Below are 15,334 nucleotides of genomic sequence, written 5' to 3' on the forward strand. Positions count from 1 at the left end.
ATGAAAAAGAAGTTTCTAGCCACGATTTTGGCAAGCCAAATCAGCTTCGTTTATGCGGCGACAGACTCTGCGCTATTGCCAAGTGATTACGAGATTAGTTCTGGACCGAGTAGTTCTGCAAGTCAGGCTGTTGATGCGATTGCAAATGAAGAACAAGCACAGGCTGCGGCAATGTTGCCTTCGAGCTCAGTGCTTAATCTCGGAAATACAAATACTAAATACAATCAAGTTAATGGTCGTATGTTTGGTGCGCAGCTGTTTAAAGGTGCTTTTGCTTCTAGTGCTGGAAGTACTTTCAATCAAAGTTATGTGATAAATCCTGGTGATAATATCAATTTGCGACTTTGGGGTGCATATCAGTTTGCGGGAAGTTTAACTGTTGATCCGCAAGGTAATATTTTTGTACCTAATGTTGGTCCAGTTAGGGTTGCAGGAAGCACAAATGGAAATTTGCAAAATTTAATTGAGCGAAATGTTCGACGTGTTTATGTGTCTAATGTTGGCGTGTATGCGGCACTTGAGCAGGCGCAACCTGTCAAAGTGTTGGTGACGGGTTTTGTGAATCAACCAGGTGCATATGGTGGCGTGGCGAATGATACAGTGCTCGCATATCTTGATCGTGCAGGTGGAGTTGATCCCGAGCGTGGTAGCTATGTGGATATTCAAATTCAACGTAATGGTCAGATGATTCAGTACGTGAATCTTTATGACTTTCTTTTAGCGGGGCAAATACAGCCTTTTTCATTTAAAGATGGTGATGTCATCGTTGTGGCGCCTCGTAAGCATACTTTTAGTGTGAGTGGAGAGGTATTTAATCCGTATGATTTTGAATTTAATGTTGATCAACTGACGGTGTCACAAGCCTTATCTGTGGCAAAGCCGAAACCAGGTGCAACCCATGTCAGTGTTAGTCGTCGTCAAGGTGCAGAATATCGTAGTGAATATTATGCGATTGCTGATGCACAAAACGTGGTTCTCCAAGATGGTGATGTGCTGAGCGTTACTGCTGATCGCTATGCGGGTACCATTCAAGTGCGTATCGAAGGTGCGCATAATGGTACACGGGCTTTAGTTCTACCCTATGGTGCCAAGCTTTCTGAAGTGTTGAAGCAGTTACAGCCAAATCAACTTTCTCAAGTCGAGGATTTGCAACTTTTCCGACCTAGCGTTGCTAAGCGTCAAAAAGAAATGTTGAATGTTGCACTGGATAAGCTTGAAGAGGCAACGTATTCGGTACGCTCTTCGACTAAAGAAGAGGCTGCATTGAGATTACAAGATGCTCAACTAGTCAAACAGTTTGTCGAGAAGGCAAGACAGGTTGAGCCGAAAGGACAAGTCGTATTAAATCCAGAATCTTTCTCTAATGTGATTTTAGAGCAAGGTGATGTGCTTAATATTCCTGAGAAAACATCTGTCATTATGGTACATGGTGAAGTGATGTTCCCAAATGCAGTCGAATGGCAGAAGAATATGTCTGCACGTGATTATATCAATCAAGTTGGTGGTTTTACACAGAAGTCGAATAAGTCAAAAGTAATCGTAGTGCATCAAAATGGTGAGTCAGAACTCGTTAACTCCAATTATCGACTTCATGAAGGCGATGAAATTATGGTTCTACCCAAAGTGTCCTCAAAGGGTGTTGAGGTTGCACGTGGCCTAACGCAGATTTTGTATCAGATTGCGATAGCTGCAAAAGTGGCATTGGATTTGTGATTTTTTAGATTTTTATACAGGTGAAACGTAATGACTAACGTGTCGTTAATTATATGTTTGAAGTGTGAATCTTTCGAGTTTTATAAAGAAAGATTAGATTTAAGAAAAGAACTACATTTGGATGGTATAGAAACAATAGTTGTGAATGATGGTAGTTCTGAATTAGCAACTTTAGAAATAGAAAGTTATTGTAGTGAAAATGGCTATAAATATTTATATTTAAATACTAGGGATTTACAGTTCTCATTATCTAGAGCTCGTAATGCTGGTATTCAAGAAGCTAATGGCGAATGGATTGGTTTTGAAGATGCGGATTTGGTGTATTCAGTAGATCACTATATTAAAATAAATAATGTTTTAAATAATCTAAAGGATACCCCTTTTAATTTTATTACAGTACCAATTATTTATCTTAAAGAAGAAATTAGTAATAGTATTAAAGAGATTGGAACTATTGATGATTTTGTTCCTAAGATACTTAATGCGCTACATTTTGAAGACCCAAAGCCTAATGATGATAATGTGATTATAGAGTCATTTGCTCAATCAACTTCAGTTATTTTTGCTAGAAAAAAAGAGATATTGAGTATTGGTGCTTTTGATGAAGATTTTTCAGGCTGGGGGGGCGAAGATCGTGATTTTGCTTTCAAGCTGCTACTCAATAATAAGCAATTAGAAAAACCTTTGCATTTTGAAAAAACCTATGCTCAAAATTTAAATGACGTGTCTGCATTTGAGGGGTGGAGGTCATTATATAAAGTGATTGGAACGTATATGCAGAATCTAGGAATATATGGATATCATTTATTTCATGAAAAACTTGAGTGGAGAACGGATTTTTCAAAATTAAATATTGATTTGGCGAAAGAGAAGGCATATCAATACACTAAAAAAAATATTTTACCGATGCAGTACGATAAAAAACGTAAAGTACAATTGGTATTGGGATTTAATCCTCATATATATAATTTGCAAATAATCGATACTTTGCCAAATCCATATTTTATAGAAGAAAATGGGAAAATTCTTCCTGATAAGTATATTGAAATGATCAAGCATTATGATGCTGATGCTATTATTCTTTGGAACCCTTATGGAACACCTTGGAGGCTTTCTGTTTATAAAATATTGGTAGAGCAAGGATTTAATGTTATTGTCGCTGAAAGAGGTGCTTTGCCAAATTCAATTTATTATGATCAAGATGGTTTATGTGTGGAAAGTACTAGCTATGATGAAATACATTGGAATAGAGAGTTAAGTGCTGAAAATAGAGATATTGTTGAAAATTATCTAGCAGATCTACGTTATGGTGTGAATGCTTTGGAAAAGCAGGCAAACCGATGTGGTGCTGCAATGGTTCGCATTAAACTAAATATCGATAAGAAAAAAGTTCTGTTTTGTCCTTTACAATTATCCGATGATACTGTGACAACATATTTTTCTGAACCAGATAGAGGTTATTCTGAATATTTACAAGAGTTGAGAAAAATTTCAACTTCACTGCCAGATGATTGGGTATTGGTATATAAAAATCACCCATTGTCATTGGAGAAGTTTGAATGCATTAATGCAATTTGTGCAGATAATTTCCACATTAATGATCTGATTGAGTTAAGTTCTATAGTCAGTGTTTTTAATTCAGGGGTTGGCTTGATTTCACAAGCGTTTATGAAACCTGTTCTTTATTATGGAGCGTGCTTTTATAAAATCGATGGGGTTAACTTTGAGTTTATTAATGCTCAGTCCGTGTTGAAATTATTAAATAACTTAGAGCCGATTAATGGTGAGAAAGTAAGAAGATTTTATTCGTATTTGATTAATGAGTTTTATAGCTTTGCATCGTGGGATGCTGTTTTGGTGAAAAAGAATAGTATTTCTAAGGTCTCTAAGGCATCTAATATTGAATATCATATCGTCAGAATTCCTGGGTATCCAGAAAACCATTTTAATATCAAGGTTTTTGAGATGAAAAAATCAATCTTATTTAATAATTATAAATTTTATGATTATAACACTCGAAATAAAAAACCAAATGCTGGTGGAGATGTTAAGAAAATAGTTCACAATTCAATAGGAAAAACTCAGTTAGATAATAGTAAAAAGACAAATATTGTAAAGAAAGTGTCCAATAGAAAGTTTTTGACGAAGTTTAGAAAGTTAAAAAACAACCCGTATGCTTTTTTTAATGATGCGAAGAATCAAAATCTTAGAAAGTTAAGAGTTTTATTTGAATAAGTTGTAAAATAGAAACCCCTGCTGATATTTTGGTGTATTTTATCTTCTATCACAGGAGTTTCTATTTTAAATTAATTCTTTACATTGGTCTGCTGTAAGTTTTATGAACATCAATAAGGGTATGAACTAATGTGCTTCTTAATTCAAAGTTAAAGTTTTTTGACTATGTTGAGAATGTTTTTACTTTTAAATCGTATCAGCTATTAACTTGGATATTCTCATCATATTTTTGTTCAATACTTGAGTAGAATGCTGGCCTTCGATATTCAATCTGAGTAAAGGCTCTGTATTTGACGCTCGGATATTGAATCGCCAATCTCCAAAATCGGCAGATACGCCGTCTGTATAATCTAAAGTTGGATTTTGATAAGAAAAGTACTCAATTACATTGTCTATCGCTTTTTGTGTGTCTGCGACCTTGAAGTTAATTTCACCACTGCATGGATATTTTGAAATCATGTCATTAACGAGGGTAGAAAGCTTTTCATCTTTTTTGGATAGTAAATCAATGACTAGTAGCCACGGAATCATACCACTATCACAATATGCGAAATCCCTAAAGTAGTGATGTGCACTCATTTCCCCACCATAAATTGCATTTTCTTGGCGCATTACCTCTTTAATATAGGCATGTCCAGATTTTGATTGCACGGCAGTTCCACCATATTTTGAAACGATTTCAATGGTATTCCATATCAGGCGAGGGTCATGCACGATTTTTTCATTTGGGGATTTGCTTAAAAATGCAGCAGCAAGTAAGCCCACAATGTAGTAGGCTTCTATAAATTTGCCATTTTCATCAAATAAGAAGCAGCGATCAAAGTCACCATCCCAAGCTATGCCAAAATCTGCTTGATGCTTAATGACTGCTTCACTCGTTACACCTTGATTTTCGACCAAGATAGGATTTGGAATACCATTTGGGAAGTTTCCATTTGGTTCATGGTGTATTTTGATAAATTTTATAGGCACATTTTGAGCAATAAAGCGTTGTTCAATTTCATCAATCACATGACCCGCTGCGCCGTTACCTGCATTCACTAGTAACTTAAACGGTTTTAGTTGTTTCAAGTCAATATAAGTCAATAAATGATCAACATATTCAGAAAGAATATTGTATTTGGCTGTTGAGCCCTTTTGTAACGGGGTTTTAAAATTTCCTGATTCTGCAATGCTTTGAATTTCCTTTAGACCAGTTTCAATGCCAACTGGGCGGGCATTTTCTTTGACAAGCTTCATGCCGTTATAATTTATCGGGTTATGACTTGCTGTGATTTCGATGCCACCCTGCACATCAAGGTGAAATGCTGCAAAGTAAACCTCTTCGGTACCAGTCATTCCTAAATCTAGAACATCGACACCAGCATCATTGAGTCCTTGAATTGTTGCTTGCTTTAATGACTCACTACTCAAGCGAATATCGCAACCAACGGCGATAGTTTTTGGTTGATACATGTCGCCGTATGCTCGACCAATGCGATATGCAATCTCTTCATTCAACTGTGTACCTAATTCACCACGGATATCATATGCTTTTATACAGTTGATTTTCATTCGGATTCCTTGCAAATCATTTTGGTGAATTCGGTAATATAGACAAGATTTATTTAATCTGATGCGCTATGCTTTACATTAACTTAAATTTGAAAAAATTCTAGTGCATAGTATAAGGCATTACCAAAATATGTTAAGGCAAAGTGAGCTTTTATGAGTGTAAAAAAAGCAATTTTACCCGTAGCTGGGTTTGGCACACGACTATTACCTGCTAGTAAGTCGATACCTAAGGAAATGATCACAGTAGTTGATCGACCTGCGATTGATTATGTTGTTCAAGAGGCAGTTGAGGCGGGCATTGATACGATCGTGTTGGTTAATCACCCTGCAAAGCAAGCCATTGAAAACTATTTCGATCGAAATGCCGAACTTGAGTCATTACTTGAAAAGAAAAATAAAACACAATTGCTTGACGAAATTCGATCAATCGTTCCTGCACATGTGACAGTCGTTGCAGTGCGTCAATCTGCACCACTTGGCTTGGGTCATGCCGTGCTTTGTGCTGAAAAAGTGATTGGTGATGCGCCTTTTGCGGTGTTGTTGCCCGATGTATTGGTTGATTCACAAACGGAGAATAACTTGACACAAATGATTGCACAATTTGCTGCAAATGAGTGTTCTCAAATTATGGTTGAGGATGTTGCGCCTGAACGTGTAGATCAATATGGGATTGTAAAGCTTTCAGAAGAGAATGGTGTGCAATCGAATCAAATTGTTGAATTGGTTGAGAAGCCAGCAGTCGGACAGGCTCCTTCAACACTTGCAGTGGTTGGACGCTATGTATTTACGCCACAAATATTTAAGTATTTAAAAGAAACGACAACTGATAAGTCGGGTGAAATTCAGCTTACAGATGCTATGGCAAAGCTATTGAATGAACAAAAGATACAATCATTTACCCTGCAAGGTGATACTTTTGATTGTGGTAGTAAAATTGGTTATCTCAAAGCTGTTGCACACTATGCTTTGCAACGAGATGAGCTAAAAGATACGTTTCGTGCCTATCTCAAGTCGATTCTTTAGCACTCTACAAAGGATTGTTTTTTAATTTATGCATATTCAGATCGTTGGTGCTTCAGTCAATGCTGTAGCGATGGTTTACCACTTGTCAGAAGTCGGTCATCAAGTGTATTGGCTGATTGGGGATGAACAACTGCAAAGTTTGGTGGCTCAGCAGGCAACAATTTTCAATGATCAAACGCTTAGCCGACAGATCTATCAGCATATTGCAAATAAACAGCTGAGCATATTGCAGAATGTCAAAGGTAAATCTCCTGAGATATGTGTATATGCATTAACATCTCAGCAGTTTGATGAGTTTCGGGAAAATGGAATCCAAGAGGAGATTGATCATTCGCAACTAGTGATCAACTATTCCCATCTTGAAATGGGTACAACCGAGATTTTTCAGCAAGTTACTGGTGCAAAACAGATTGTTTACATTCCAGACTTTTTACAAGAAGGCAATGTAATCAATAGTTTTCTGACACGTAGTTTAATCGTTGGCTGCGAATCCGATGAAACAGTTAAACGCCTTGTGCAGGAGGTTTTCCGTCCAATCTTCCCATTACCCACACAGTATAACTTTATGTCGATACGCGCAGCTGAATTTACTAAGTTATCTATTTCAGGTTTTTTGGCAACCAAAGTCAGTTTTATGAATGATCTATCCAATGCAGCAGAAGCGTTGGGTGTGGATATTGAGGAAGTGCGAATCGCGATGTCCACGGATACACGAATTGGTGAGCAGTATCTTTATCCAGGTTGTGGTTTTGGCGGTGGTAATCTGACACGAGATATTTTGACACTCAAAGAAGTCGTTCAGTCAACGGGTAATGTAAATGGGTTGTTGAATAAGATTTGGGATATTAACGAATACCAAAAAGAGATCATCTTTAGAAAGCTATGGAAGCAATTTGATTGCCAATTGAGTGATAAGGTGATTGGTTTTTGGGGGGCGGCCTTTAAGCCAAATACCAATAGCCTCGCACAAGCACCAATTTTAAATATCTTGGAAGCATGTTGGGCTCAGGGGGCTGTGGCGAAGGTACATGATCCGAGTGCTTTGGAAAATTTAAAAGCACTTTATCCTGACCAAGAGTTACTCATATTATGCGATGAACCCTATGATGCGACACAAGGCGCTGATGCACTGTGTTTGATCACTGAATGGAAGCAATACTGGAGTCCAGACTTTTTGCGTTTAAAACAGAATATGCGACAACACAATTTGATTGATGGGCGAAATATCTATAATCCTCATTTTGTTCGAGAGCAAGGTTTTCGCTATATAGGAATTGGTCGTTAAAATGTCTACTCAAGCCCATCATCAACTTCACACTGAGTCCAAGCTACTAGAACTTGCTTTAGACTTTCAAAGTAGACATTTAAATGATTTATTTGCTGAAAATGGACATCGATTTGAACAGCTGAGTGTGGAGCATCAAGGTTTATTTATTGACTTTAGTAAGCAACGGTTAGACCAAACGGTTATTGCATCACTGGTTGAACTTGCTAATGAGAAAAAACTTGACGAATGGATCAAGCGACTTTTTTCAACTGAAGCAATTAATCATACCGAAGATCGGAGTGCCATGCATTGGGCACTTAGAATGCCAAAGCTGAATGATCCAAGTGATCCAAACTTTGACGTTAATCAAAAAGTACATCAACAACTTGATCGGATGTCGGAGATCGTCCATCAAATTCGACGTGGGCAGTTTCGGGGAGCGACTGGTGAGAAAATTACTGACGTGGTCAATATCGGCGTTGGAGGCTCAGATCTTGGACCGTTAATGGTCTGTCATGCTTTAGAGCAATTTGCAACGATTGATCAAGTGCGTGTGCATTTTGCCTCGACGATGGATGGTAGTCAGCTAAGCCAAATCGTGCGCAACCTGCGACCGGCTTCAACGCTTTTTATTATTTCCTCAAAATCATTTACCACGATTGATACATTATCCAATGCGGATACAGCAAAAGCATGGTTGTCTGAAACTTTAGGGATGAATCCTTTAGTTTTACAATGCCACTTCATTGGTGTGTCGAGTAGCACGGAAAAAATGACGGCGTGGGGCATTGCCGAGAAACTCCAGTTAAATCTTTGGGAATGGGTCGGTGGTCGCTATTCATTGTGGTCAACAATAGGATTACCGATTGCAATCTCAATTGGAATGGAAAACTTTAAGTCTTTGCTTGAAGGTGCTTATGAGATAGATCAGCATTTTCAAAATGCAGCATGGGACAAAAATCTACCTGTGCTTTTGGCTTTAATTGGTATCTGGAACAATAACTATCTAAATATCCACACCCATGCGATCTTGCCCTATGATGGTCGATTAGAGTATTTAACTTCTTATTTGCAACAGTTAGAAATGGAATCTAATGGGAAGTCTGTCAATCGAGCTGAGCAATTTGTACGGGGATCAACCTGTCCGATTATTTGGGGGGAAGTTGGACCCAATGCGCAACATGCGTTTTATCAATTGCTACATCAAGGCACGGTGACAGTTTCGACCGATTTTATGATTGCAAAACAGCGCTATCACGAATCATCGGGTCAGCTTGAATCTGAACATAAGCTTGCGTTCCAACAGCAACATCAATTGTCCATTGCAAACTGTTTAGCCCAATCTCGACTTCTTGCTTTTGGAAGTCATGCTGTGGCAGGGGGTTCCGACATGCCTGCGTACCGACAATATTCAGGGAATAAACCGAGCACAACCATTGTGATGCCGTCATTAAGTCCATATTATTTGGGGGCGCTTGTTGCGCTGTATGAGCATAAAGTATTTGTACAGTCTGTGATTTGGGATATTAACCCTTTTGATCAATGGGGTGTTGAAATGGGGAAGATCATCGCTCAAGATCTAATGCCAATACTTACAAAACATGATGAAAGTCATTTGGTAGATCAATCGACTATGGGTTTGATTGATTTATTCTTGAATTGATTTGCTGTAGAAAATATATGTTAGTTACATCCAAAGGTATTTTAGAAATAAAGGGCTTGCCACAATTGATTGGTGAGCCGATACAGTATTTTCGAAGTTTTAATCTTTCTAATAAAGCTACGCATCGAACTGTTGCAGGTTGGGGGCGTAAAAACAGTTTTTTTTGCGCGCAAAAATATGCGCAAAAGCATGATTTGCAACTGATATGTTTAGAAGATGGTTTTATTCGATCCATAGGACTCGGTAAGGATAACTATCCGCCACTATCCATTGTTTACGATAAAGCAGGTATTTATTTTGATGCAACACAAGCATCTGATTTGGAAGGTTTAATTGAACACTCTGAGAGTGAGGATGATAATCAACGCGCTGAGGCGCTCATCGAAACGATTATTAGTTCAGAAATTACAAAATATAATTTAAATTTCCAAAAAATCAACCTTGAGAAGTTTCAGGGTCAAACGAATATTTTAGTGATTGATCAAACATTTGGTGATCAGTCCATTGCTTGTGCAGGAGCAAGTCAAGCAAGTTTTCATAAGATGCTTGATGTGGCTATCAGTACTCATCCTGATGCGAAAATTTGGCTTAAAGTACATCCCGATGTGATTGAGGGGAAGGCGAAAGGGCATTTTCATTTGTCGGATCTAAAACAATATCCTCAGGTTGAATTATTTGCCGATCATGTCAACCCAATAGCGTTATTAAAGCAAATGGATGAGGTATATGTGGTCAGCTCACAAATGGGCTTTGAAGCATTGCTTTGCGGGAAAAAAGTCCATTGTTTCGGTGTGCCGTGGTATGCAGGTTGGGGGGTGACTGATGATCAGTATGCACCTTTATCAATATTGGCGGAGCGTCGGCAGATGAGCCGAACGATTACCCATTTATTTTCAAGTGCTTATTTGAAATATGCACGGTATATTTCGCCAGTGACGGGGAAGCGATGTGAATTAGAAGATTTACTTGAATTGTTTAAAGTGAATGTCACAGCACAAAAAGAGCTTCCAAATCGATTAGTTGCTTATGGATTTTCACGTTGGAAAAAGCGATTTTTACCGCAATATTTACATTTTCCGAATCTAATGCTTTGTTTTAAAGCTTTGAAAAAGCCAAATCGAGATCAGCAAGTAATTGCGTGGGGGAAAAAAGCACGCCAGTTAAAGGATGATGGTTTTCAGAACGTAACTACAGTCGAAGATGGTTTTATTCGCTCCAGTGGTTTAGGCGCCAACCTCATTCGACCATACTCATTAGTTTTTGATGATGTCGGTATTTATTATGATGCCACCCAACCTTCTCGCTTAGAGTTGATTTTAAATCAAATACACCTGAATCAACACCAAGTAGAGCGCAGTGAAAAGCTGATTAAACAGCTCATACAACTTGAGATCAGTAAATATAATATCGGTGAAAGGAAAAAACTCATCCGACCACAGTATGATCGGGTGATATTGGTCACTGGACAGGTCGAAGATGATGAGTCAATTCGTTTGGGTAGTTTAGATATTAAAACCAATTTGGATCTGCTTAAACATGTGCGAGACACAAATCCGCATGCTTATATTATTTATAAACCGCACCCTGATGTACATGCAGGTCTTCGCTTAGGCAAAATCCAAGATCAAGATTTAAAGCAATATGCAGATGCCGTGGAATTGGATGCATCTATTGTGGAGTGTTTTGATATTATTGATGAACTACATACCATAACCTCTTTAAGTGGCTTTGAAGCACTTCTTCGCGGCAAGACAGTATATTGTTATGGGGTGCCATTTTATGCGGGGTGGGGGCTAACGATAGATGTGGAAGCGAATACACGACGAACAAAAAAACTAACCCTATCTGAGTTGGTGTATGGGGTGTTAGTCGAATATGGGACCTATAACTTACCACAAACGGATAGTTTTAAATTGGCGAGAGTAAATGTCGAAGATGTTGTTGGGCAGTTGGTGTATGAGCGGTCACAAAATGTAAGTTCGCCTAAACTGCAGTCGACTTTCGCAAAAATACGTGCAAAAATACTATATGGCTAGATTTTTGTAACATTTTTTAATTGTTCGGACTTTTAATTTGAAACGCATCTGTATTCAGATTTTTGTGTGTCTAGTGCATCTTTAAATTTAAAGTTTATGAGGAGTGAGAATGTGTCTTTGCATATTCATCAATTGATGAAGTCGCAGCGTATTTTGCTCCTTCAAGGGCCTATGGGTAACTACTTTACTCAGCTTGCTAGATGGTTAGAGTTTCACAATAAACAATATTATAAAGTCAATTTTAATGGTGGTGATTGGTTTTTTTCACGAGGTCTAAATAATTTAAATTATCGTGGGAAACTTTCATATTTTGATGATTGGTTAATTTCTGAAATAAAAGATAAGCAGATTGACGCAATAGTGTGTTTTGGTGATTGCCGTTTTTATCATCGTATTGCAAAGCGTGTGGCAGTAGAGTTAAAAGTTGATTTTTTTGTCTTTGAAGAGGGCTATGTTCGTCCGAACTACATCACTTTTGAGCAAAATGGTGTCAATGATTTTTCTGATTTTCGAAATTTTTACGAATCCTCAGATCAGACGATTCCTGACCTGCCTTTGCCTGACCACCCACAAGAAGTTTATCCGAGTTTTTCTTTTTTAATACGCACAGCGATTACTTTTTATTTGATGTGGGTATTGTGTACTTTTCTTTATCCGCATTATCGTCATCACCGTATGATTCGGCCTACCTTCGAAGTTTTTTATTGGTTCAGAGCTGGGGTTCGTAAGCTGATTAATAAGCAAGTTGATACACATAGGTTTCTGAATCTAATTCAACATCATACGGATCGTTATTATATTGTGGCGCTACAAGTGCATAATGATTCGCAAGTACAAGTCCATAGTGATTATGTTGATGTGCGGGACTTTATTCAGGAAGTCACTGCATCATTTGCAAGCCATAGTGATGATCTACAACATTTAGTGTTTAAGCATCATCCAATGGATCGTGGTTACCGACATTATGGAAATTTGTTGCGTGAGCTGGCAAAAGAGTATGATTTGGAGGGGCGAGTTCATTATGTTTGTGATGTGCATCTCCCAACATTGATGAAGCATAGTTTAGGGATTGTAACTATCAATAGCACCACAGGGATTCAAGCGCTTCATCATGGGAAACCGGTGATTGCTTTAGGGCGCGCAATTTATAATTTGCCAAAACTCACCTTTCAAGGTGGCTTAGATCAATTTTGGAAAAATCCAGGTCGAGTTAATCGTCTTCATTATCGTCGTTTTCGTTATGCTTTGGTGCATTATTCTCAGCTCAATGGTGCTTATTATGGACAATCCCCTTGGATGAAGAATTATGATGAGAAGCGTCTAGAAAACCGTTTTAATTATACGGTTGGTGGTCATACGAACAAAGAAAAGCTACGTATAGTTAAGGACTAAACTTGAGTCAATTATTTGAAATCCCACAACAGGTCGAGGAAAAACATTTAGATCAATTGGCTCATGTGAATAATGTACAGTATGTGTCTTGGATGCAAGATGTGGCATTAGCACATTCGCAAACTTTAGGTTTGGGATTAGAAGATTATCTTCGATTAAACCATGCGATGGTGGCAAGTGAGCATCATGTTAAATATCGTAAAGCCTGTTTTGCAGGTGACGAGTTGGTTTTACGCACGTGGCTCGGCGAGCAAAATGCCTTTTCATCCATACGCCATTATATTTTCTATCGTGCCATAGATCAGGCGATTGTATTTCAAGCGCATACCTTGTGGATATGTGTTGAAATATCCACAGGTCGCCTGAAACGTCTTTCTCCGACTTTTAGTCAAGCCTATCAACCATTAAATCCCAATATTGATCCTTATCATTTTGACACTCTATAAATCGGTTTTTGGGATACTAGGCGTGAAGATGATTCGCAATCCTTGCAATGTCTGTATCAATGTCAGTGCTTTTTGATTATACTGCGGTCTGCTTTTATCATCGTCAAAACCCATTCTAATCATTTGTTTTTGGTTTTGTTCAAGTCTCATTAGATATATTTATTTGGTTGTTTAAGGTCATTCATGGCAGCAGTTAAAAAATCCACGCCAATTGGTCAAATTCGCAATTTCTCAATCATCGCTCATATTGATCATGGTAAATCGACCCTTGCCGATCGTTTTATTCAAATGTGTGGCGGTTTACAAGATCGTGAAATGCAAGCGCAAGTCCTTGATTCAATGGATATTGAACGTGAGCGTGGTATTACCATTAAAGCAGCATCAGTGACCTTGTATTATAAACATCCGAATGGTCAAGAATTTCAGCTCAACTTTATTGATACGCCAGGACACGTCGATTTTTCATACGAAGTGTCACGCTCGCTAGCAGCCTGCGAAGGTGCACTTTTGGTAGTTGATGCTGCGCAAGGTGTTGAGGCACAATCGGTTGCAAACTGCTATACCGCAATCGAACAAGATTTAGAAGTTTTACCGATTTTAAATAAAATTGATTTACCGCAAGCTGAGCCTGAGCGTGTTATCCATGAGATTGAAGAAATCATTGGGATTGAAGCAACCAATGCGCCGACCTGCTCTGCGAAAACGGGGCTTGGCGTAGATAGTGTTTTAGAGCGTTTGGTTGAAGTGATCCCTGCACCTGTAGGTGATCGTGATGCACCGTTACAGGCGTTGATTGTCGATTCATGGTTTGATAGCTATCTGGGTGTCGTGTCTTTGGTCCGTATCAAAGAAGGGCGAATCCGTAAAGGCGACAAGATGTTGGTTAAATCCACAGGGCAGGCTCATGTGGTGACCTCTGTAGGGATGTTTAGTCCAAAACATACCGAAACAGACTTGCTTGAAGCGGGTGAAGTAGGCTTTGTCATTGCGGGGATTAAAGATATTTTTGGTGCGCCAGTTGGTGATACCATTACTTTGTCAAATACACCGCAAGTCACTGCTTTACCTGGTTTTAAAAAGGTCAAACCACAGGTGTATGCAGGATTATTCCCGATTGATTCCAGTGACTTTGAACCGTTCCGTGAAGCGCTACAAAAATTACAAATTAACGATTCTGCGTTATTTTTCGAACCAGAAAGCTCTGATGCGTTGGGTTTTGGTTTTCGCTGTGGCTTCCTCGGCATGCTACACATGGAGATTGTCCAAGAGCGTTTAGAACGTGAATATGATCTTGATCTGATTACGTCTGCGCCAACGGTGATCTACGAAGCGGTCACAAAAAAAGGCGAAACCATTTACATCGATAGCCCATCAAAAATGCCTGATGGCTCAACGCTTGAAGATTTACGTGAGCCAATTGCGGAATGTCATATTCTCGTGCCACAAGAGTATTTGGGCAATGTCATGACCTTATGTAATGAGCGTCGTGGTATTCAAAAAGACATGAAATTCTTAGGTGCGCAAGTATCGATTACCTTTGAAATTCCGATGGCGGAAGTGGTGATGGATTTCTTTGACCGTTTAAAATCCTGCTCTCGTGGTTTTGCGTCACTTGATTATAATTTTGTGCGTTTTGAAAGTTCGAGCTTGGTCAAAGTTGATGTGCTTATCAATGGTGAAAAAGTCGATGCTTTGGCAATGATCTGTCACCGTGACGATGCGCGTCATCGTGGTATCGCATTGGTTGAAAAAATGAAAGACTTGATTCCACGTCAGATGTTTGATGTGGCGATCCAAGCGGCGATTGGTTCGCAAATCGTGGCACGTTCTACCGTTAAAGCGATGCGTAAAAATGTCTTGGCAAAATGCTATGGCGGTGACGTCAGTCGTAAGAAAAAATTGCTTTCCAAACAAAAAGAAGGCAAAAAGCGTATGAAGCAAGTGGGTAGCGTGGAAATTCCACAAGAAGCTTTCTTAGCCGTTCTCCAAGTGGATAAAAAATAAG

10 protein-coding genes are annotated in these 15,334 nt (G+C 38.7%); 9 read left to right on the top strand and 1 reads right to left on the bottom strand.

Annotated features, from left to right (window positions below; all coding sequences use genetic code 11):
* Together MKI79_RS02630 and MKI79_RS02635 are read left to right on the top strand one after the other, a co-directional pair.
* Entirely contained in the window at positions 1–1,713 is a 1,713-nt protein-coding gene (locus MKI79_RS02630) for a polysaccharide biosynthesis/export family protein (RefSeq protein WP_241570514.1), read from the top strand.
* A gap of 30 nt (positions 1,714–1,743) precedes the next feature.
* Positions 1,744–3,948, top strand: coding sequence for a glycosyltransferase (locus MKI79_RS02635; protein ID WP_241570515.1), 2,205 nt, complete (start codon positions 1,744–1,746; stop codon positions 3,946–3,948).
* A gap of 186 nt (positions 3,949–4,134) precedes the next feature.
* On the opposite strand, the gene MKI79_RS02640 is transcribed toward MKI79_RS02635, so the two are convergent.
* A complete protein-coding gene (locus tag MKI79_RS02640; RefSeq protein WP_241570516.1) occupies positions 4,135–5,502 on the bottom strand; it encodes a phosphohexomutase domain-containing protein in 1,368 nt (455 codons plus the stop codon).
* Positions 5,503–5,655: 153 nt separating this feature from the next.
* On the opposite strand from MKI79_RS02640, the gene galU reads away from it, so the two are divergent.
* The 7 genes from galU (at position 5,656) to lepA (ending at position 15,333) form a co-directional block, all read left to right on the top strand.
* Positions 5,656–6,525, top strand: coding sequence for a UTP--glucose-1-phosphate uridylyltransferase GalU (gene galU / locus MKI79_RS02645; protein ID WP_241570517.1), 870 nt, complete (start codon positions 5,656–5,658; stop codon positions 6,523–6,525).
* A 28-nt stretch (positions 6,526–6,553) separates the two neighbouring features.
* Positions 6,554–7,810 (top strand): nucleotide sugar dehydrogenase, encoded by a 1,257-nt coding sequence (locus MKI79_RS02650; RefSeq protein WP_241570518.1) that lies wholly within the window; start codon positions 6,554–6,556, stop codon positions 7,808–7,810.
* 1 nt (position 7,811) lies between these two features.
* Positions 7,812–9,455, top strand: a complete 1,644-nt coding sequence (pgi, locus tag MKI79_RS02655) for a glucose-6-phosphate isomerase (RefSeq protein ID WP_241570519.1) — start codon at positions 7,812–7,814, stop codon at positions 9,453–9,455.
* Positions 9,456–9,472: 17 nt separating this feature from the next.
* Positions 9,473–11,491, top strand: a complete 2,019-nt coding sequence (locus MKI79_RS02660) for a capsular polysaccharide biosynthesis protein (RefSeq protein ID WP_241570520.1) — start codon at positions 9,473–9,475, stop codon at positions 11,489–11,491.
* Between the two features lie 111 nt (positions 11,492–11,602).
* Positions 11,603–12,883, top strand: a complete 1,281-nt coding sequence (locus tag MKI79_RS02665) for a capsule biosynthesis protein (protein ID WP_241570521.1) — start codon at positions 11,603–11,605, stop codon at positions 12,881–12,883.
* 2 nt (positions 12,884–12,885) lie between these two features.
* On the top strand, positions 12,886–13,329 hold the full coding sequence (locus MKI79_RS02670; protein WP_241570522.1) for an acyl-CoA thioesterase: 444 nt from the start codon (positions 12,886–12,888) through the stop codon (positions 13,327–13,329).
* 183 nt (positions 13,330–13,512) lie between these two features.
* Positions 13,513–15,333: a translation elongation factor 4 gene (gene lepA / locus MKI79_RS02675; RefSeq protein WP_241570523.1), complete on the top strand. Its 1,821-nt coding sequence runs from the start codon at positions 13,513–13,515 to the stop codon at positions 15,331–15,333.
* The last annotated feature ends 1 nt before the right edge of the window (position 15,334 follow it).

Source organism: Acinetobacter sedimenti, from assembly GCF_022601685.1.
Classification (GTDB): Bacteria; Pseudomonadota; Gammaproteobacteria; order Pseudomonadales; family Moraxellaceae; genus Acinetobacter; species Acinetobacter sedimenti.

Coding starts and splice junctions, on each gene's coding strand:
- lepA (WP_241570523.1), top strand. CDS start 13,513: ATGGCAGCAGTTAAAAAATCCACGCCAATTGGTCAAATTCGCAATTTC.
- MKI79_RS02630 (WP_241570514.1), top strand. CDS start 1: ATGAAAAAGAAGTTTCTAGCCACGATTTTGGCAAGCCAAATCAGCTTC.
- MKI79_RS02640 (WP_241570516.1), bottom strand. CDS start 5,502: ATGAAAATCAACTGTATAAAAGCATATGATATCCGTGGTGAATTAGGT.
- galU (WP_241570517.1), top strand. CDS start 5,656: ATGAGTGTAAAAAAAGCAATTTTACCCGTAGCTGGGTTTGGCACACGA.
- MKI79_RS02650 (WP_241570518.1), top strand. CDS start 6,554: ATGCATATTCAGATCGTTGGTGCTTCAGTCAATGCTGTAGCGATGGTT.
- pgi (WP_241570519.1), top strand. CDS start 7,812: ATGTCTACTCAAGCCCATCATCAACTTCACACTGAGTCCAAGCTACTA.
- MKI79_RS02660 (WP_241570520.1), top strand. CDS start 9,473: ATGTTAGTTACATCCAAAGGTATTTTAGAAATAAAGGGCTTGCCACAA.
- MKI79_RS02635 (WP_241570515.1), top strand. CDS start 1,744: ATGACTAACGTGTCGTTAATTATATGTTTGAAGTGTGAATCTTTCGAG.